Origin of the sequence: Plantactinospora sp. B5E13 (assembly GCF_039871775.1) — a bacterium.
Taxonomy (GTDB): domain Bacteria; phylum Actinomycetota; class Actinomycetes; order Mycobacteriales; family Micromonosporaceae; genus Plantactinospora.
Genome location: NZ_JBDPLT010000073.1, coordinates 1 through 18,490 on the forward strand (window position 1 = coordinate 1; position 18,490 = coordinate 18,490).

An 18,490-nucleotide genomic window follows, 5' to 3' on the forward strand; every position below is an offset into this window, starting at 1 on the left:
ATCCCGTCGCGGGCGGTCCGGCCCCCGACCCGGCCCCCGCCGGGTGGACGCGACACCGCGTCGCGGGCGAGGACCGGCGTTCCGGTCCGCAACTCCGCGCGCACCCCAAAACCGCCGATCCGGCCCCCCGAGATCTGGCGGGCCTCGCTTTCCGATACCGTGAACGACGACCGGACCGGGCGGTTGACATGGTCGTCAGCTCCGCCGGCCGGCACGATGATCCCATTGTCGCCTGGGGGCGTTCAGGTTGTCTGTTTCCGAGACGTTGCTGATCTTCGTCGCCATTCCGCTCGCCGCCGTACTGGTCATCACGGCACTGTCGCGGATCGGTCGGAGCGGCGGCACCGGCTCCAAGCGGTACCGCCCGGGACGACCGTTCGATTTCACCCCGGTCTGGTTCCTCTCCTCGCCCGAGCACCTGACCGAGTCCGCCCGGACGGCGCTGCCGGAGGGTGCGGACGCCCGGGAGCTGACCAGTGGCGAGATCGAGACCATCAGCGCGCCGGCGCGCGCTGGCGTGACAGGGGGCGCAAGTGACCGCTGGTAAGAGTGTGGCGACGACCGACCTGCCGGAGTCGCGGACCGCGCATCCGGCGGGCCGTCCGGACGTACTCAACGGTCCGTTCACCACCCGCCAGCTGCTGCGCATCGACGACGCGCTGCGGGTCGCCGACCAGTCCACCGGCCTGATCTTCACGGTGTACGTCGGTCCGCTGGACGAGCCGATCCGCGAGCACGCCCAGCGGCTGCACGCCGGGCTGGTCGACCCGGCCCGGGCCGTACTGATCGCGTTGTCGCCGAACCAGCGGGTGCTGGAGGTGGTCACCGGCTCGGAGGCGCGCAAGCGGATCCCGGACCGGGACGCCCGGCTCGCCGCGCTCTCCATGGTGGCCGCCTTCGGTGGCGGCGACCTGGCCGGCGGCATCATCACCGGTCTCGACCAGCTCGCCACCCGGGCCGGCCGAGCCGCCTGACCGACTGCTGAAACAGCCGGGCGACGGACGTCGCCCGGCTGTTTCGCATCTGGTGCTCCGGTGCGCGTTCCGATCAGGGTCGGGTGAACCCTGGGCGGTGTCGGTGCCTCCGGGGGGTCTGTCGGCCGCCGTCGAACCGGTCAGGCGGACCAGTCGGCGGGCGCGACCCGGACCGGGAAGGGCAGCTGCGCCGTCTCGACCGCCCCGGCCGGAACCGAGTGACGGAGTTCGTAGTGCCCGGCCTCGGCGAGCTGGTAGAGGTGGGCGACCGGGCCGGACTTGGCCCGCTCGATCCGCCAGTACCAGTCGATCTCCGCCTCGGCGTACAGGCCGAGTTTGGTGAACCGGTCGTGCCGGCGGCTGCTCGGCGACTCGACCTCGACCACCAGCAGCACGTCGGCCGGCTCGGCCCACATCGCGTCGCTCGGCGCGGTCGGCCGGAGCACGGTGAGGTCCGGGATGGCGTTGCCGGCCGGGATCCGGACCCCGATCTCCCGGATCACCCGCCAACCGGCGGGCAGCTGCGACCGGAGCGCGGCCCGGATCTCGTCGGCCAACTCGTGATGCGTGAAGTCGGCCGGTGGAGCGCCGCGTGCAGGCTCCCGTCGATGATTTCGTAGCGGTGGCCGTCCGCGGGGAGGCTGAGCAGGTCCTTCTCGGTCCAGCCCTGCTCGGGCGGACGCCACTCGTAGTGCGGCTGAACCAACGGATCCACCTCCGTCGAGAAGCCTAGCCGTCGGACGGCGCCGGTGCCGTCCGGTGCCAACACGAGTCGGGGCCGGCCGGTCGGACCAGCTCCGACCGGCCGGCCCCGAGCTACGACGTAGCCGGTCAGGCGGTGGCCGCGGCGGCGTCCCGGGCCCGGGCCTGCACCGCGCGCAGCACCCCGTCCCGGCCCTCGGCGACCAGCCGGCGCAGCGGCGCCGGATGTCCCGACTCGGCCAGCCACGCGTCGGTGGCCCGGATGGTCTCCTCGCTGACCTGGTACGCGGGGTAGGCGAGGATGACAAACTCCTGGGCCGGTTCGCTGTCCCGGCTGCCCCAGACCCGGCCGACCTCGGCGAAGAACCGCTCGGCGTACGGGGCGGTCAGCTCGACCTGGGCCGGGTGCTGGAAGCCCTGCAGCAGCGCCCGGTGCCGCCAGTTCGGCAGCGCCTCGGCGCCGGTCAGGGTCGCCCACACCTCGGCCTTGTTCTCGGCGGTCGGCACCAGGGCGTGCGCCAGGGCCGCCTCCCGCTCACCACTCGACGTCCGGTCCGAGGCCAGCTCGGCCTCGATCTCCTCGCGGGACGCCGCACCACCGGCGACCAGGGCCCGGAGCACCGACCAGCGCAGCTCGGTGTCGACGGTCAGCCCGGCCGGCACCTCGGTACCGTCCAGCCAGCCCCGCAGCACCGCCAGCTCGTCGTCGGTGCGGGCCGCCGAGGTGTACGTCCGGGCCCAGGCGAGCTGCAGGCCGCTGCCCGGCTCGGCGGCGGCCACCGCGTCCCGGGCGGTACGGGCCAGCGCCGCCCAGCCGGTCGGCGCCCAGTCCGGGTCGGCGTACGAGGCGAGGGTGGCGGTGACCTGCCGCAGGGTTGCGGTGACCAGGTTGATGTCGGTCTCGGCGGGCAGCCCGGTCAGGGCCAGCGCCACATAGTCCCGGGCGGCCAGCTCGGCGTCCCGGACCATGTCCCAGGCGGCGGCCCAGCACAGGCCCCGGGCCAGCGACGACTCGAAGCCGGCGATGTGCTGCACCACGGTGGCCATCGACCGCTCGTCCAGCCGCAGCTTGGCGTAGGTCAGGTCGTCGTCGTTGAGCAGCAGGACGTCCGCCGCGGCCACCCCGGCCAGCTGCGGAATGCTGGTCCGCTCCCCGGCGACGTCGACCTCGATCCGGTCCCGGCGGACCAGTCGGCCCTCGGTCAGGTCGTAGAGGCCGACCCCGATCCGGTGCGTACGCAGCGTCGGGTGCTCGCTCGGCGCCTCCTGGTGCACCACCACCGACTGGTACGTGCCGTCCGGGCCGATCTCCACCTCCGGGCGCAGCGTGTTGACCTGCGCGGTCTCCAGCCACTCGGCGGCGAACTTGCGCAGCTCCCGACCGGAGGCGGCCTCCAACTCGGTGAGCAGGTCGTCGAAGGTGGCGTTGCCCCACGCGTGCTTGCCGAAATAGCTGCGCAGACCCTCGACGAACGGCTCCTCGCCGACGTACGCGACGAGCTGCTTGAGCACGCTGGCGCCCTTGGCGTACGTGATGCCGTCGAAGTTGACCTCGACCGCCTCCAGGTCCGGCATCTCGCAGTACACCGGGTGGGTGGAGGAGAGCTGGTCCTGCCGGTAGCCCCAGTTCTTCCGGACGGAGAGGAAGGTCGTCCAGGCGTCGGTGAACCGGGTGGCGTTGGTGTTGGCCCAGTGGCTGGCCCACTCGGCGAACGACTCGTTCAGCCACAGGTCGTTCCACCAGCGCATGGTCACCAGGTCGCCGAACCACATGTGGGCCAGCTCGTGCAGGATCGTGTTGGCGCGCTGCTCGTACTCGAAGTCGGTGACCTGGGAGCGGAAGATGTAGTGCGACTCGGCGTGCGTGACGCAGCCGAAGTTCTCCATGGCGCCGGCGTTGAAGTCGGGGACCCAGACCTGGTCGTACTTCGGCAGCGGGTAGCGGACCCCGAACTGCTGCTGGAAGAAGTCGAAGCCCTGCCGGGTGATCAGGTGCAGGTCGTCGTCGTCGAAGTAGCGCGCCATGCTGGCCCGGCAGAAGTAGCCCATGTCGATGCCGTCGTGGGTGTGCCGGACCTCGTGGTACGGGCCGGCGCAGAGCGCGGTGATGTAGGTGCTCATCCGCGCCGACTCGGCGAAGTGGACGGTCTTGGTCTCGTCGCCGGCCGGTTCCTCGGCGCGTACCGGCATGTTGGAGATCACTCGCCAGTGTGCCGGCACGGTCGCGTGCCAGGTGTAGACGCTCTTCAGGTCGGGCTGGTCGAAGCAGGCGAAGACCCGCTGCGCGTCGGCGGTCTCGAACTGGCTGTAGAGGTACGTCTCGCCGTCCACCGGGTCGACGCTGCGGTGCAGCCCCTGGCCGCTGGAGGAGTAGAGGAAGTCGGCGTCGACCACCAGGACGTTCTCGGCGGCCAGGCCGGTCAGGGTCAGTCCGGCCTCGGCCGACCAGCCGTTCAGGTCGACCGGCTCACCGTTCAGGGTGGCGGACCGGACGCTGTCGGCGGCCACCTCGATGAAGGTGCCGGCGCCGGGCTCGGCGCAGCGGAACCGGACCTCGGTGACCGAGCGGAAGGTGCGGCTCTGGGCGGCCTGTCCGGCGGACGAGAGGTCCAGGCGGATGTCGTATCCGGTGACGTCGAGCAGCCGCCCCCGCTCCGTCGCCTCGACCTGGGTCAGGTTGCGCACTCCTGGCACGTGAATCTCCATCCGAATCTCACCGCTGCTGTCCCCGTTGACACAGCACTCGAGCCCCATCCCACGGCTCACCGCTGAGTCTGTCATGACCCGACGGTGCTTCGGGTGCCGCAGGTCACGGTCTCATCCCGATGCCGGCGGCGCCATCGGGGGGTGAGGATTCATAACCGTGCCGTCGACTCCGGCGGCCCGACGTGAAAGGGGAGTCAGGGTGTCCGAGCGCGCGGCAGTTGACATGTTCTTCGACCCGGTCTGTCCGTGGGCGTGGATCACCTCCCGCTGGCTGCTGGAGGTGGAGAAGGTACGACCGGTGGATGTCCGGTTCCGGGTGATGAGTCTGTCGGTGCTCAATGCGGGACGCGACGGGCTCTCCGAGGACTACCGGAAGCTGCTGGACACGGCGTGGGGCCCGGTGCGGATCTGCATCGCGGTCGAGCAGAAGCACGGGGAGCGGGCGGTCCGGGACCTCTACACCGCCCTGGGCAACCGGATCCACCTGGCGAAGCAGGAGCGGGGTCCGGAGCTGTACCGGGCGGCGCTCGCCGAGGTCGGCCTGGACCCGGACCTGGCCGAGGCCGCCGATTCGACCGAGTACGACGAGGCGCTGCGGGCCAGCCACGACGCGGGGATGAAGCCGGTCGGCCAGGACGTCGGCACTCCGGTGATCCACGCTCCGGGGCCGGTCCCCGGGGAGACCGTCGCGTTCTTCGGTCCGGTGATCACGCCGGCACCGAAGGGTGAGGCGGCCGGTCGGCTCTGGGACGGGGTGCTCCTGGTCGCCGGCACACCCGGCTTCTACGAGCTGAAGCGGACCCGTACCGAGTCGCCCCGGTTCGACTGAGCGGTCGCCCGGGTTCGACCCGGGATCCCCGGTGTCCACCCCGTCGGAACGCCCACGGGGTGGACACCGGCGGGTGTGACGTGGGCGACCGGGGCAGGGCCGGTAGCGTCACCGGACATGACGGTCGTACATCCGATCAGCCGGGCCTGGATCACCACTGGCGGCACCGGCGCGAGGAACTATGACGAGTTCGCCGACGACGCCGAGATCACCGAGATCATCCGGGCGAACCCGCACAGTGCGTTGGCGATCGAGATGCCGCACCGGGCGCCGGAGAGTCTGGGCCGGTCCTTCACGGACTCCCTGTCCGAGGCGGTGACCCGGCTCACCGAGGCGAAGGCCGACGGCAGCTACACCCCGGCCGAGCAGGTGGTGGTGCTCTACCGGATCACCTCGCCGGTGGACGAACCCGGGTACGGCCTCTTCGCGATGGTCGACACCGACCAGATCTCCACCAGCGCCGACGAGCCGGGCCTGGTGATCCGCAACGAGGAGGTCTTCATCGCGAAGGTGCGGGAGCGGGTCGCGTTGGCCGAGGCGACCGGGCACCTGCTCTCCCCGGTGCTGCTGCTGCAGACCGGCAACCGGGCCGCCGACGGCGCAAACCCGGCCGAGGCGCTGCACCGGGCACTCGCCGAGGCGACCGAGACGGCCGGCGTGCCGGCCGCCACCGACGTGGACCAGGCCGGTCGTACGCACGCGATCTGGCTGGTCGGGCCGGGCGACCGGCAGGACGAGCTGGTGCGGCTCGCCGGCGGCGGTGAACTGGTCGTCGCCGACGGCAACCATCGCAGCCTCGCCGCGCAGATCGGTGAACTGCCCCGGTTCCTCGCGGTGATCACCACACCCGCCTCGGTCGCGATCCAGCCGTACAACCGGTTGGTGAGCGAACTGACCAGCACGGCCGAGGAGCTGCTGGCCCGGTTGGGCGCCGCCGGGGCGCGGGTCGAGCCGCTGGCCGGGCCGCCGGCGGTTCCCGGCAGCGGCGGCAGTGTCGTGCTGTATCTCGCCGGGCAGGGGTACACGGTCTCGCTGCCGTCCGGCGACGGCACCGGAGTCGACAACCTCGACCACACGCTGGTCGAGCGGACCCTGCTGCGCGACGCGCTCGGGCTCGACCCGGGTGACAAGCGCGTCACGTACGTCGGTGGCGACTACCCGGCGGACTGGCTGGTGGGCGAGGTCGACGCGGGCCGGGCCGAGCTGGCGATCCTGATCGCACCGGTGACCGTGGACGACTTCGTCGCGGTCAACCTGGCCCGGCAGAAGATGCCGCGCAAGAGCACCTGGTTCACCCCGAAGGCCCGGGGCGGCCTGGTCCTGGCCGAGCTGGGCCGCGACGGCACAGCCTCCTGACCGGGGTCGGACCCGCCCTCCTGAGTGGCGGCGGAGCCGGCGCGCTGGTTCGGCGCGCCGGCCCGACCTGTGATCTGTCCGGCTGTCGCCGTGCCTGCCGGCGGGACCGCGCGCCGGGCTGACAGACTGCGCGGTATGCGCGTCTATCTGGGATCCGACCACGCCGGCTACGAACTGAAGGTGCACCTCGCCAACCATCTGGCCAAGCAGGGCTACGAGCTGGTGGACGTCGGACCGTCGGTGTTCGACCCGGACGACGACTACCCGGCGTTCTGCCTGCACACCGGGGCCCGGGTGGTCGCCGACCACGGCAGCCTCGGTGTGGTGATCGGCGGCTCCGGCAACGGCGAGCAGATCGCCGCCAACAAGATCGCCGGAGTACGGGCGGCGCTCGCCTGGAACCTGGAGACCGCCCAGTTGGCCCGGGAGCACAACGACGCGAACGTGGTGGCGATCGGCGCCCGGCAGCACACCCTGGACGAGGCGACCGCGATCGTCGAGGTCTTCCTCACCACGCCGTTCTCCGGCAACGAGCGGCACGCTCGGCGGATCGCCCAGGTCGCCGACTACGAGCGCAGCGGCGAACTGCCGGCCCTGCCGGCCGCGCCCTGAACCGACCGCGTCCTGGCCGGGCAGTCCTGAACCGACCGCGTCCTGGCCGGGCAGTGTCCTGAACCGACCGCGTCCTGGGCCGGTCGCGTCCTGAGCCGATCCGGGCCGGCCGGCCACCCGTCGACGGCCCGGTTCACGGCGTTGCGCGGGGGTTACGGGGCAGGTCCTCGCGGGGCACCCAGTTGCGTCGTACCAGGACCAGTCGTTCGGCAGCCTCGGCCAGGTCCGCCTCGGTGGGGCGGGCCGCGTCCCGGGCCCGCATCGCGGCCGTCACGCTGACCTGGGAGGCACCCGAACCGATCAGGCCGCGCAGGCCACGTTCGGTGTCCCGGTCCTCGGTGCCGCCGGCGGTCCCGGGAGGCGGCTCCGACCCACGCCGGCCCTCACCGCCGGTCGCCTCCGGCGGATCGTGCCGTAGCCGCCGACGTCGACGCTCGGAGTCGGTCATGCCCTGACCCTACCGGTGAGCGGCCGGTGCGGCGTTGCTCAGAAGATGCCCATCCCGGTCGGCGCGCGGTGCCAGCCGAACGCGGTGGAGGCCCGGGCCAGGGCGCCGCTGCGGGCCTCCCGGACCCGCCCGGCGGCGGCCAGCGCGGCCAGCGGCGGGCCACCGAGATAGGCGGCACCGAGATCGCGTACGTCGCAGACGAGGTCCGCCGGGGCGTCGGTGCGTACGCACACCGCCGGCCCGCCGGCGTCCGCGGTCAACCGCCACCGGCCCGCGTTCTCCGGCAGGAGCGGATCGGTGACCTCGAACACCACGTCGACGTCGGCGGCGTAGCGGCGACCGGTCAGCGCCCCGGCCACGTCGACGATCCGTACCCAGAGACCGTGGCCCACCCGGGCGCCGAGCTGGCGCGGTTCGTCGACCAGGTACTGCAGCGGCTCGTCGGTCGACGTGTTCAGGTAGCTGACGGTCCGGGTCAGGTCGATCGAGAGCAGGAACCGCCACAGCGCGTACGAGGTGTCGGGGTCGGCCGCGACCAGTTCCTCGACGAGCACCGAACCCTGTGGCCCACGTTCGTCCCAGTGGCCGCGGCCGCGCCAGACCGCGTACCCGGAGATGCCGGCCGCGGTCTCCACGACCGCGACCCGTCGTTCGGTGCCGCCGGACCGGCGGGTGGGGTAGTCGCTCAGCACGTACCGCCACCAGGCCTCGGTCCGGTCGGACCAGCCGGGCCGGTCGGCGCGCAGCCGGTCGTAGAGCGGCGCCAGGTCGGACCAGAGCGGCACCGGGTCACCGGTGTGCAGGCGGATCGTCGGCGCTGTCGGCGGCGTTGTGGATGGCGCCGTCGTCGGCGGGGTCAGTCGCAGCCCGGTCGTCCGGATGTCCAGGTGCAGTTGCCGGGTCGCCTGCCCGTAGCCGAACCGTGGGTAGATCGGGCCCTCGCTGGCCCAGAGCACCGCGAAGGACTCCCGCCCGGCAGCCTGGATCTGGCGCAGCTGCCGCTGCATGAGCCGGGTCAGCAGGCCCTGCCGGCGATGGGTCGGCGCCACCCCGACCAGGGTGACGTGGGCCGCCGGCAGCACCGCGCCGGGCACGGTCAGATCCCGGGTGTACGCCCCGGCGTGCGCCACCACCGCCGATCCGGCCCGGACCACCAGTGACCGGTCGGGTTCGAAGACGCCATGCTCGGCCCCGGTCAGCGTCTCGTCCGGAGGCAGGTTGTGGAACAGGGTGTTCAGCAGGCCGTGGATGGCGGCGAAGTCGGCGGGCGTCGCGGGCTCGATCGGTAACTCCGGGTACGACATCGTCCATGTCTAGCCGAGCGGATGCTGCCTCGGCGACCGGTTTACCGCGTGGCTACCCTCGGAAGCGGGGACGGGTCGGTGCCCGGGCGATCATCGGTGGCCCGGACCGATCGCCGACCGATGGGGAGGACCAGATGTCAGACCAGACGCAGCCGTGGGCGGAGCGGACCGTCGAGATGCCGCCGGAGGGGCCGGGTTTCCGGCACGCGGAACCGACCGTCGAGATGGCGCCGGAGGCGCCGGGCTTCCGCCGTGGGGTGGCGGCGGTCGGGGTGCCGCAGCCGCGTACCGCGCCGGAACCGGTCGGGCCGCACGAGCCGACCGGCACCGGATGGCCGCAGCTCGAGGACGACCGGCCGCAGCTGCCGCCGGGCTACCACTGGCGGCAGCTGCGCCTCGGTGCGCACTGGAGTCTGATCGGCGGTCTCTTCGCCTTCGTCTGCTGGGGGATCTGGGCCATCTCGGGGCGGGGTGACCTGACCAGCCCGGTGGTCACCTTCGTCCTCACCCTCTTCATCGCGGCCGGGCTCTTCGCGCTCGCCCGGCTGATCGGCCGGGTCGTGCTGGAGCGTCAGCTTGGTCGGATCCGGCGTTCGGCCCGGGGCGCGCACCTGGTGACCGGGGTCTTCCTGGTCGCGGTGGGGGTGGCGTACCTGGGGCAGACCGGCTGGGTGGTGGACCTGTGGAACTGGGTCGCCGGGCGGTGAGCCGGCGTTCCAGGCCGCATCCACATCCGCCAGCGTCGCCGCCGTCACCCGAACGGGTGATGATCCAGGCGACAAATCACAATTCGGTCACTCGATAGTTACTGTCCGCCTGTCGCCTGATCACGCGACGCTACGATTCGGTCTCCGTCCTCCTTCGGAGGGTGTCAGTCCTCCGCCGGAGGTTGTCGACGGTGACCCTGCTCAGCGTGATCGTGCCGGTCCACCAGGTGAAGGACTACCTGGCGGAGTGCCTGGACTCCATCCTCGACCCGCCCTTTCCCGACCTCGAACTGGTCGCGGTGGACGACGCCTCGACCGACGGCTGTGCGGAGATCCTGGCCGGGTACGCCGCCCGCGACCCCCGGGTCGTGGTGCTGACCTTTCCGGTCAACCGGGGACTCGGCGCGGCCCGCAACGCCGGGCTGGCCCGGGCCACCGGCGAGTACGTGTGGTTCGTGGACAGTGACGACTGGCTGCCCGACGGCGCCCTGACCGCCGTCGCCGGGCGGCTCAGCCGTACCCGGCCGGATCTCCTGGTCACCGCGTACACCCGGTACTTCCCCGACGGCGGCCGCCGGAGCTGCCCGCTGGCGCGGATCAACGGAGACCGGCCGGTACCGGAGGTCTTCCGGCTCGACGAGGTGCCCGGCCTGCTCTCGGTGCTCCACATCACCTGCAACAAGGTGATCCGTCGACGCTTCCTCACCGACCTCGGACTGACCTTCGGCCCCGGCTGGTACGAGGACGTGTCGTTCAGTTTTCCGCTGATGCTGGCCGCGCCGCGGATCAGCCTGCTGGACCGCTGCTGTTACGCGTACCGGCAGCGGCCCGGTGGAGCGATCACCTCGACGGTCAGCGACCGGCACTTCGAGGTCTTCGCGCACTGGGACCGGGTGCTGGCCGGCCTCGACCACTCCGGTGCCGGTCCGGCCCCCGGTCCGGTCTCCGTTGCCGAGGCGGCCGGGCCGACGGGCGGGACGACCACCCCGGCAGTCGGGGTGTCGGCGGAACTGCGTCAGCTGATCTTCCAGCGGATGATCTGGCACCTGCTGCAGGTGCTCGGCCACCCCCGACGGGTTCCGCCACACCGACGGCGCGAGTTCTTCGCCAACATCGTCATCCGGTACCGCCGGCATCTTCCGGCCACCGGGTACCGGCCACCGGGCGGCCTGCTCGGGCTCAAACACCGGCTCATCGGCCGGGGAGCGTACGGGCTCTTCTCGGCGTTGCGGGTTGTCCGACGGGCCCACCTCGGGGTGGTCGCCCGGGCCCGGCGCCCGCTGGCGCCGCCCGGTATACCCCGCGACGCCGTACGGACCGGCACGCCCGCGACGATTGTCGAAGCGGTCGCCGCGTCGGCCACCGCCGAAGCCGCCTCCGCCCTGGCTGCGGTCGAGTCGGAACCGGTCCCGGCGGTGACCGAGCCGGCGCAGGCGTCAGAGGTCAGGAAGGGTTCCTTCCTCGACAAGGAGCGATAACAAAGGGCTCCTGCGCACCGCGTCAGCGGTGTTCGGCGAGGGGGCCGACCCGCCAACCCCGTCGCAGGCACTCGTCGAGCAGGTGGGGGAGGGCGGCGAGGGTGGCTCGCCAGGATCCCGGCGCCGAGGTGCAGTCGGAGTCGTGCAGCAGCACGGTGCCGCCACCGGAGAGCCCGGTCCGCAGGGTGCGCAGGACCGAGGTACGAGTCGCCGAGCGGGTCCAGTCCCGGCCCCAGCAGGTCCAGAGCACCGGGGTCAGGTCCAGCCGGCGGGCGGCCATCAGCGCGGCGGTGCTGAACACCCCGTACGGAGGGCGGTAGTACCGGGGTGAGCGACCGGTCACCGCCAGGATCAGTTCACGGGCCCGGGCCAGGTCGCGGTAGGTGGCGTGCGGACTCCGCAGCAGCAGGTTCTGATGGGACCAACCGTGCACCGCCACCTCGTGACCGGCGGCGGTGAGGTCGAGGCCGAGTTCCGGCGCCCGGGCCAGCATCGAGCCGAGCAGGAAGAAGGTCGCCCTGGTCCGGTACGCGGCCAGCGTCTCCAGGAAGTACGGAGTGGACGCCGGGTCCGGCCCGTCGTCGAAGGTCAGCGCCACGTGGTTGGGCGCGCCCCGGCCGCTCAGTCGGGGAAAGAACCGCAGCCGTACGCCGGGCAGGGCGGTCAGCGCGGGAACGGCCTGCGCGGCCAGCGCGGCACCGAGCGTTGTCACCGGTACCGCGCGTGCCCGCACCTGTTCCTCCACCTGCCACCGCTTCGCCGGGCGCGGATACCCGGTCTGTCCCGGTTCATCCTCACCCGGACGGGTGGTACGCCGACTCGGCGCCCGTCCGTATCCCGGACGGGCGCCCGGGGTGGACCCGGTGCGGGGTCGAGGTTTGCCGGGCCGCCGACCGGGTAGCCGGCGGCCCCGGGCGGCGGCGCGCGGCCCGAGGGACCGACGGACCGGGCGACCGACAAGGACCGGAGGAGCGCCTGATGCGGGGCCGACCGAGACCACGGGTGGCGGTGATCAGCGGGGCGAGCGCGGGGGTGGGTCGGGCCACGGCGCGGCTACTGGCCCGCCGGGGAATGCGGATCGCGCTGCTGGCCCGGGGTGCCGCCGGCCTGCGGGCTGCCGCCGACGACGTCCGGACCGCCGGGGGTGTGCCGCTGCCGATCGAGACCGACATGTCGGACCACCACCAGGTCGAGGCGGCCGCGGACCGGGCCAGCGCCGAACTGGGCCCGATCGACCTGTGGGTGAATGCCGCGTTCACCTCGGTCTTCGCGCCGTTCACCGAGATCGGGCCGGACGAGTTCCGGCGGGTCACCGAGGTGACCTACCTCGGCTACGTGCACGGGACCCGGGCGGCCCTGGACCGGATGCTGCCGCGTCGGTCCGGAACCATCGTGCAGGTGGGCTCGGCACTGGCGTACCGGTCGGTGCCCCTGCAGTCCGCGTACTGTGGTGCGAAGCACGCCATCGCCGGGTTCACCTCGGCGCTGCGCTGCGAGTTGTTGCACGACCGGGCCGGCGTGCGGGTCACCATGGTGCACCTTCCGGCGGTGAACACGCCGCAGTTCGACTGGGTGCTGTCCCGGTTGCCTAACCGCCCCCAACCGGTGCCGCCGATCTACCAACCGGAGGTGGCCGCCCGCGCCGTGGTGTACGCGGCCGACCGGCCGGGTCGGCGGGAGTACTGGGTCGGCGCCTCCACCGTCGGCACCATCCTCGGCAACCGGCTGGTGCCCGGCCTGCTGGACCGCTATCTGGCCCGGTCGGGCTACCGGTCGCAGCAGACCGACGAGCCGGTCGACCCGGATCGGCGGGTCAACCTCTGGCAGCCGGTCGACGACGGTGGTGGGCCGGACCCGGGGGCGCACGGTTCGTTCGACGACCGGTCCCGGGTCCAGAGTGCACAACTCTGGTTGTCCCGGCACCGGGAACTGCTGGCCACCGGGCTTGTCGCCGCCGGGGCGACGGTGCTGGCCCGGCGGCTCGCCGTGCGCCGGGGGCGCTGAACCGCCGGGGCGCGGGCCTACCGTGTCGCGGGTACGGGAAAGCGCCGGTCACCGACCGTGTCGGCCGGGCGGGTGCTGTCCCGCTGTCACCGGTGACGGAACGTGTAGGTGGTCGGACCTGGGCCGGTGGACGGTACGACCGGCCGGGCGGCGGGCCACCGGTCAGGACGGAAGGGTTTCCTATCGCCCCTACGCTGCCACGGAGCGGTTGGTGAATAACCGACAGCGGATGGTGAATAAAGCGCGGATGAACGATCTCTGTCGATACTCCTCACGTCGGTGATTACTGATAGTTGTTGTGTCGCAACGCTTTTCGGGGCATTCGGGTCTTGCCATTACGGAAGCGAAACCGGGTATGCTGTCTGCCGTTCATATCACCGCCGGGGACCAAATGGTGCCGGCGCTGATCGCCGCCTAATCGCCACCTGGCGAGCCGGGGACCCAGGTACCCGGGGTGAATCCGCGACAGCGGTAGGGACATCTTCCATCCCGAACCCGTCAGCTAACCCGGTCGGCGGCCGACGGAAGGGATACATGTGAGGGCACCCCTACGCCGAAGGTTGGCGCTTGCCCTGGCACTGCTCACCGCGGCATCGCTGATCGTGGCTCCGTCTGTGGCGTCGGCGGCACCCAAGCCGGGCCCGGACGGGGAGGTCGAGACACCGCTGCTCGGTGACGTACTCGCCACGACGGGGAAGCGGTACGCCGAGGCCAACGCCGCGCTCAAGAAGTCCCAGAAGCGGCAGAAGGAACTCACCAAGAAGCTCGAGGAGGCGCAGGCGGAACTGGACGCGCTCGCGCCGGAGGCGAGCGAGATCGCGGCGGAGTCCTACCGGGCGGGCAAGCTCAGTGCCGTGTCGATGATGCTGAACAGCTCGTCGTCGGAGTCCTTCCTGGACCGGGCCGCCGCCCTGAACGAGTTGAACCTGCTCAACAACCAGAAGCTGCGCCGGTTGAACGAGGCACGCGAGCAGGTCAACACGGCCAAGGAAGCGGTCGACGCCGAGGTTGAGAAGCAGAAGGATGCCCGCAAGGTCATCGACAAGCAACGGACCGAGGCGCAGAAGGCGCTCGCCCTGGTCGGTGGCCGGAGTCGGCCGAACAAGGGCCTGGTCGACGCGGAGTCGCCGGTTGCTCGGCCTGGTCCGGGGATGGACGACGGCTTCCCGCCGTTGTCCTGCAACCAGGATGATCCGACCACGGGTGGTTGCATCACCGCTCGTACGCTGCACATGTACAAGGAGGTCAAGCGGGCCGGCTTCAACCGGTTCGTCGGTTGTTACCGCCCCGGTGGGCCGTACGAGCACCCCAAGGGGCGGGCCTGCGACTGGTCGCTGCTCAACAGCGGGTTCGCCCCGGCCGCGAACAACGACCAGATGAAGTACGGCAACAACCTGGCCGCCTTCCTGGTCCGTAACGCCGACCGGCTCGGCATCCTGTACGTGATCTGGTACAGGGAGATCTGGGCTCCGGCCACCGGCTGGACGTCCTACAGCGGTGCCAGTGACCATACGGACCACGTGCACGTGTCGATGTTGTAAGCGGCGTCACGCGAGAGCCGAGCAGTACCGACCGCCCCGCCACCCGATTCCCGGGTGGCGGGGCGGTCGGCATTCTGACACCCACTTCCAACTTGCATACATAGCGATGTCCGCATACTTTGACGGCGGCAGGAACGGACGTACGCCGGAGGTGGAGGATGGGCGCGGGGCACGACCACGGGAACCCGCTGACCTGGGCCGGACACCGGCACCGCCGACCGCTCTGGCTGGCCGTCGGGCTGCTGGCCCTCTACATGCTGGTCCAGGCGGTCGCCGCCGGGCTGACCGGTTCGCTCGCCCTGCTCTCCGACGCCGGGCACATGTTCACCGACGTACTCGGCATCGGGATGGCGCTGGCGGCGATCACCGCCGCCGGCCGCGCGTCGAAGGACCCCCAACGCACCTTCGGCCTCTACCGGCTGGAGGTGCTCGCCGCACTGGCGAACGCGGTGCTCCTCTCCGGTGTCGCGCTCTACGTCCTGGTCGAGTCGGTCCGCCGGATCGGTGACCCACCCGAGGTTGCGGCCGGCCCGATGCTGGTGGTCGCGCTCGGCGGCCTAGCCGTGAACGTGGTCGCCTTCCTGCTGCTGCGCAGCGGCGCCAAGGAGAGCCTCAACCTGCGCGGGGCGTACCTGGAGGTGCTCGGGGACCTGTTCGGCTCGGTCGGCGTCATCGTCGCCGCCCTGATCATCGCCACGACCGGCTGGCGGTACGCCGACCCACTGGTCGCCGTCGCGGTCGGCCTGCTCATCCTGCCCCGGACCTGGCGGCTGGCGGTGGCCGCCGGCCGGGTACTGGTGCAGGCGGCGCCGCCGCACGTCGACGTCGCCCGGGTCCGGACCGCCCTGGCCGGACTCGACGGGGTGACCGCGGTGCACGACCTGCACGTCTGGACGCTCACCTCCGGCATGGACGTCGCCTCCGCGCACCTCAACGTCGACGCGCGGGCCGACGTGACGGACGTCCTGGTGGCGGCCCGGCGTCGGCTGCACGACGAGTTCGGCATCGACCACGCCACCCTGCAGATCGAACCGCCGACCGGGGAGAAGCTCTGCCACGGCGGTACGTCGTGCGAGTGGAGCCCGGCCGACCCGGCGGCGAGCGGCGACGCGGGCGGGCGGTCGGCGGACGGGGCGAAGCCGGCGGCGGTGGCCGGGCCGACCGGCGTGCCCGGCGGGCCCACGGCTGGCATCATCAGCCGATGACGACGATCGAGGTGGTTTCCGGTGACATCACCCGGGAGCGGGTCGACGCGATCGTGACCGCCGCCAACGAGTCGCTGCTGGGTGGCGGCGGGGTCGACGGCGCCATCCACCGGGCCGCCGGCCCGCGACTCGCCGAGGCCGGGGGAGCGGTCGGCCCCTGTCCGCCCGGCGAGGCGGTGGCGACCCCGGCCTTCGACCTCGACCCGCCGGTCCGGCACGTCATCCACACCGTCGGACCGGTCTGGGAGGGTGGCGACCACGGCGAGGCCGAGGTGCTCGCCTCGTGCTACCGCCGCTGCCTCGCGGTCGCCGACCGGATCGGGGCCCGCAGTCTCGCCTTCCCGGCCATCGCCACCGGCGTCTACGGCTTTCCGCCCGACCAGGCGGCCCGGATCGCGGTGTCGACGCTGCGGTCCACCCCGTCGAAGGTGGAGCGGATCCGCCTGGTCGCCTTCGACGAGCAGACCCGGGACCTGCTGAACGCCGCGCTCTGAGCCGGGACGCGGTCCACACTGCCCGGCGATGCCGAGGGACCACCTCAGGGGCGGGCGAGCGGTGATGTCGCCACGGCGGTGGCGGCCACGATGTCGGCCATCCGCCGGTAGTCGAGGGTCTCCGGGGTGTCGCTTGGCCGGTGGTAGTGCGGGTTCCGGAAGTCGGCGGTGTCGGTGAGCTGGACCGCCGGTACGCCGACCGCCCAGAACGGCTGATGGTCGCTGCGGGCGAAGTGTCGGGTCGCCGGGACGTATCGGCGGAGCAGCGGGCCGACGACCGGAATGTCGAGCGGGTCGCGGGCCAGGATCGCGGTCCCGGACCCGGCCAGGTGGGTCAGGCACTCGCCGATCAGCCGGGCCAACGGTCGTGACGATCGACGGTACGCCACCAGGGTCCAGTCGCCACGCCAGCCGCGTCGGCCAGCTCGCCGGCGCTGCCCGGGGAAGACCAGCGAGGCACCGGGAGGCAGGGTCTGGCTGCGCGGCTCCCGGGAGTAGTAGCCGACACACTCGAAGACCACCACGGCGGCCGGCCGCTCGGCGCCGACCGCTTCCGCGTCAGTCCCGTCGACCTCGATCCGGTCCGTGCCGGTCAGTTCGGCGGCGAGGGCGCGGGAGCCGTGCAGGCCGGTCTCCTCCTCGTCGAAGACGGCGAGCCGCACCGGCGCCGCGAGGCCGTGGCTGGGCAGTAGCCGGGCGAGTTCCAGCAGGCAGGCGACCCCGGACGCGTTGTCGTCGGCGCCCGGACTGCCGAACACGGTGTCCAGGTGCGCGCCGAGCAGCACCGTCGACGCAGGCACGGCCGGTGGACGGGCTGTCGCCGGTGGACGGGCGAGCAGGTTGACCCCGGGGGTGGTGCGCCCCGGCAGCGGAAACGGCCGCCGCTCGACCAGCCAACCGGCCTGCTCCAACTCCCGGACCACGTACGTCTCGGCCCGGGCCAGCCCGTCCGGGGCGTGCCGCCGGCTCCGGGGCGCGTCGAGGCGCTCGACGTGCTGGCGCAGCCGTCCCTCGTCGACCGCGGCGCGTACCGCGTCGAGCTGTGCCGCGAGCGGAACGGCCAGTGGTCGGAGCCGGGGATGCGCGGTCAGGACCATCCAGAACTCCACAGGGGACGATGCCAAGGGGTGCCGTGATCATGGCATCGGTCGGCAATCCGGTCGACCCCGGGAATCGACGACAGTCGGTCGGATGTGCCCGGGATCGTCCCGTTCGCGGTGGCCCGGGTTCCCGCGGTCGGTCGATCAGGTCGCCGGGTGCAGCCCGGTCCAGGAACGGTCGTCGGGACGCTCGGCACGCCACTGGTCGAGCAGTTCGGCGGCCCGCTGTTCGGGGGCGCCGAGCAGCATCGACCTGCGGCCCGCCTGCACCGTCCGTTCCTGGGTGACCGAACCCTCGCTGCAGCAGTTGCAGAGCGGCTTCACCGTGTCGCGCACCTCGGCACCGAGGTTGTCACGGGCGAACATCTCGTACAGCGCCTCGACGTCGTCGGGTGCCGACGCGGTCACGGTGACCGAGAGGGTGGGCAGCTCGGACGCGGTGAAGAGGAGGATCTCGTCGAAGACCGGGACCTGCTGGCCCTGGAAGACCCGCTCGCCGTTGGGTACGCCGTCGTGCAGCACGACCTCGCCGAACCGGCGGCCCGGGTCGAGAGGCACGTTGAGCACCCGGGCCCGGGTCGGGCAGAGCCGCTGGGCCCACACCACCTCCTGACCGCCCGCCGTGTTGATCCGTACGCAGGTGGGGCCGAAGTCCTCCAGGATCTCGCCGTCGCCGGGCGGGATCGGCAGCCCGTACCCCTGCCAGCAGTCCCGGGCCGTGGACCAGTCCCGCAACACGGTCGCGACGATTCCGAGGTTCCAGAACGCCGGGTCCTGCCTGCCCCGAGGGGACCGCGCCGCCGCCTCCCGACCCAGCTCGTACGCCTTCGGCCAGTCGCGGAGGAACTTGTACGCCAACGCCGCGTCGAACCAGAGCTTGTCGCTGCCCCGGGCGTCCGGTGCCTGCCGGACCGCCCGTTCCAGCAGCTCGCCGGCGCGCGGCCAGTCTTCGGCGTCCCACGCCTGGTAGGCCTGGCTGACGAGGTCGGCGTCGAACGGACCGCGGGAGAAGCGCATTCCGGGGAGCTTA

The 18,490-nt window shown here is 72.2% G+C and carries 17 protein-coding genes, 1 pseudogene and 1 riboswitch; of the genes and pseudogenes, 11 read left to right on the forward strand and 7 right to left on the reverse strand.

Translation table 11 applies throughout. The annotated features are described in order from the left end of the window. Positions 1-265 precede the first annotated feature (265 nt). Positions 266-547 carry a hypothetical protein gene (locus tag ABGB05_RS35030; RefSeq protein ID WP_347658309.1) on the forward strand — a complete coding sequence of 94 codons (282 nt, stop codon included), beginning with the start codon at positions 266-268 and terminating at the stop codon, positions 545-547. 4 nt (positions 548-551) lie between these two features. Then, positions 552-974 (forward strand): DUF5130 family protein, encoded by a 423-nt coding sequence (locus tag ABGB05_RS35035; protein WP_347658310.1) that lies wholly within the window; start codon positions 552-554, stop codon positions 972-974. 140 nt (positions 975-1,114) lie between these two features. Here the strand turns inward: ABGB05_RS35035 and ABGB05_RS35040 are convergent, their stop codons facing one another. Next, complete coding sequence (locus ABGB05_RS35040; RefSeq protein WP_347658287.1) at positions 1,115-1,531, reverse strand: Uma2 family endonuclease; 417 nt, start codon at positions 1,529-1,531, stop codon at positions 1,115-1,117. Between the two features lie 274 nt (positions 1,532-1,805). After that, the gene (gene pepN, locus ABGB05_RS35045) at positions 1,806-4,361 is read right to left on the reverse strand and encodes an aminopeptidase N (RefSeq protein WP_347658311.1); all 2,556 of its coding nucleotides are present in this window, start codon (positions 4,359-4,361) and stop codon (positions 1,806-1,808) included. 220 nt (positions 4,362-4,581) lie between these two features. On the opposite strand from pepN, the gene ABGB05_RS35050 reads away from it, so the two are divergent. The 3 genes from ABGB05_RS35050 (at position 4,582) to ABGB05_RS35060 (ending at position 7,179) form a co-directional block, all read left to right on the forward strand. Beyond that, on the forward strand, positions 4,582-5,211 hold the full coding sequence (locus ABGB05_RS35050) for a disulfide bond formation protein DsbA (RefSeq protein WP_347658288.1): 630 nt from the start codon (positions 4,582-4,584) through the stop codon (positions 5,209-5,211). A gap of 117 nt (positions 5,212-5,328) precedes the next feature. Next, the gene (locus tag ABGB05_RS35055; RefSeq protein ID WP_347658289.1) at positions 5,329-6,567 is read left to right on the forward strand and encodes a DUF1015 family protein; all 1,239 of its coding nucleotides are present in this window, start codon (positions 5,329-5,331) and stop codon (positions 6,565-6,567) included. Positions 6,568-6,702: 135 nt separating this feature from the next. Beyond that, positions 6,703-7,179: a ribose-5-phosphate isomerase gene (locus ABGB05_RS35060; protein WP_347658290.1), complete on the forward strand. Its 477-nt coding sequence runs from the start codon at positions 6,703-6,705 to the stop codon at positions 7,177-7,179. A gap of 133 nt (positions 7,180-7,312) precedes the next feature. Here the strand turns inward: ABGB05_RS35060 and ABGB05_RS35065 are convergent, their stop codons facing one another. Beyond that, positions 7,313-7,627: a hypothetical protein gene (locus ABGB05_RS35065; protein WP_347658291.1), complete on the reverse strand. Its 315-nt coding sequence runs from the start codon at positions 7,625-7,627 to the stop codon at positions 7,313-7,315. Between the two features lie 38 nt (positions 7,628-7,665). After that, positions 7,666-8,931 (reverse strand): GNAT family N-acetyltransferase, encoded by a 1,266-nt coding sequence (locus ABGB05_RS35070; protein ID WP_347658292.1) that lies wholly within the window; start codon positions 8,929-8,931, stop codon positions 7,666-7,668. 134 nt (positions 8,932-9,065) lie between these two features. On the opposite strand from ABGB05_RS35070, the gene ABGB05_RS35075 reads away from it, so the two are divergent. Beyond that, positions 9,066-9,638 carry a hypothetical protein gene (locus ABGB05_RS35075; RefSeq protein ID WP_347658293.1) on the forward strand — a complete coding sequence of 191 codons (573 nt, stop codon included), beginning with the start codon at positions 9,066-9,068 and terminating at the stop codon, positions 9,636-9,638. A 191-nt stretch (positions 9,639-9,829) separates the two neighbouring features. After that, entirely contained in the window at positions 9,830-11,116 is a 1,287-nt protein-coding gene (locus tag ABGB05_RS35080; RefSeq protein ID WP_347658294.1) for a glycosyltransferase family 2 protein, read from the forward strand. Positions 11,117-11,138: 22 nt separating this feature from the next. Here the strand turns inward: ABGB05_RS35080 and ABGB05_RS35085 are convergent, their stop codons facing one another. After that, complete coding sequence (locus ABGB05_RS35085; protein WP_347658295.1) at positions 11,139-11,849, reverse strand: polysaccharide deacetylase family protein; 711 nt, start codon at positions 11,847-11,849, stop codon at positions 11,139-11,141. A 245-nt stretch (positions 11,850-12,094) separates the two neighbouring features. Between ABGB05_RS35085 and ABGB05_RS35090 the strand changes: the two genes are divergently transcribed. From ABGB05_RS35090 to ABGB05_RS35105, 4 genes and pseudogenes are all read left to right on the forward strand, one after another. Further along, entirely contained in the window at positions 12,095-13,120 is a 1,026-nt protein-coding gene (locus ABGB05_RS35090; protein WP_347658296.1) for an SDR family oxidoreductase, read from the forward strand. Positions 13,121-13,521: 401 nt separating this feature from the next. Further along, positions 13,522-13,653, forward strand: a riboswitch (cyclic di-AMP (ydaO/yuaA leader). 3 nt (positions 13,654-13,656) lie between these two features. After that, positions 13,657-14,661, forward strand: coding sequence for a hypothetical protein (locus ABGB05_RS35095; RefSeq protein WP_347658297.1), 1,005 nt, complete (start codon positions 13,657-13,659; stop codon positions 14,659-14,661). Positions 14,662-14,819: 158 nt separating this feature from the next. After that, positions 14,820-15,695 (forward strand): annotated as a pseudogene (locus ABGB05_RS35100) (cation diffusion facilitator family transporter); the annotation flags it as partial. Between the two features lie 167 nt (positions 15,696-15,862). Then, complete coding sequence (locus ABGB05_RS35105; RefSeq protein WP_347658298.1) at positions 15,863-16,360, forward strand: O-acetyl-ADP-ribose deacetylase; 498 nt, start codon at positions 15,863-15,865, stop codon at positions 16,358-16,360. Positions 16,361-16,404: 44 nt separating this feature from the next. Here ABGB05_RS35105 and ABGB05_RS35110 read toward each other — a convergent pair whose 3' ends face one another. Together ABGB05_RS35110 and ABGB05_RS35115 are read right to left on the reverse strand one after the other, a co-directional pair. Next, entirely contained in the window at positions 16,405-17,457 is a 1,053-nt protein-coding gene (locus tag ABGB05_RS35110) for a M20/M25/M40 family metallo-hydrolase (RefSeq protein ID WP_347658299.1), read from the reverse strand. Positions 17,458-17,604: 147 nt separating this feature from the next. Beyond that, positions 17,605-18,477 carry a hypothetical protein gene (locus ABGB05_RS35115; protein ID WP_347658300.1) on the reverse strand — a complete coding sequence of 291 codons (873 nt, stop codon included), beginning with the start codon at positions 18,475-18,477 and terminating at the stop codon, positions 17,605-17,607. Between the last annotated feature and the right edge of the window lie 13 nt (positions 18,478-18,490).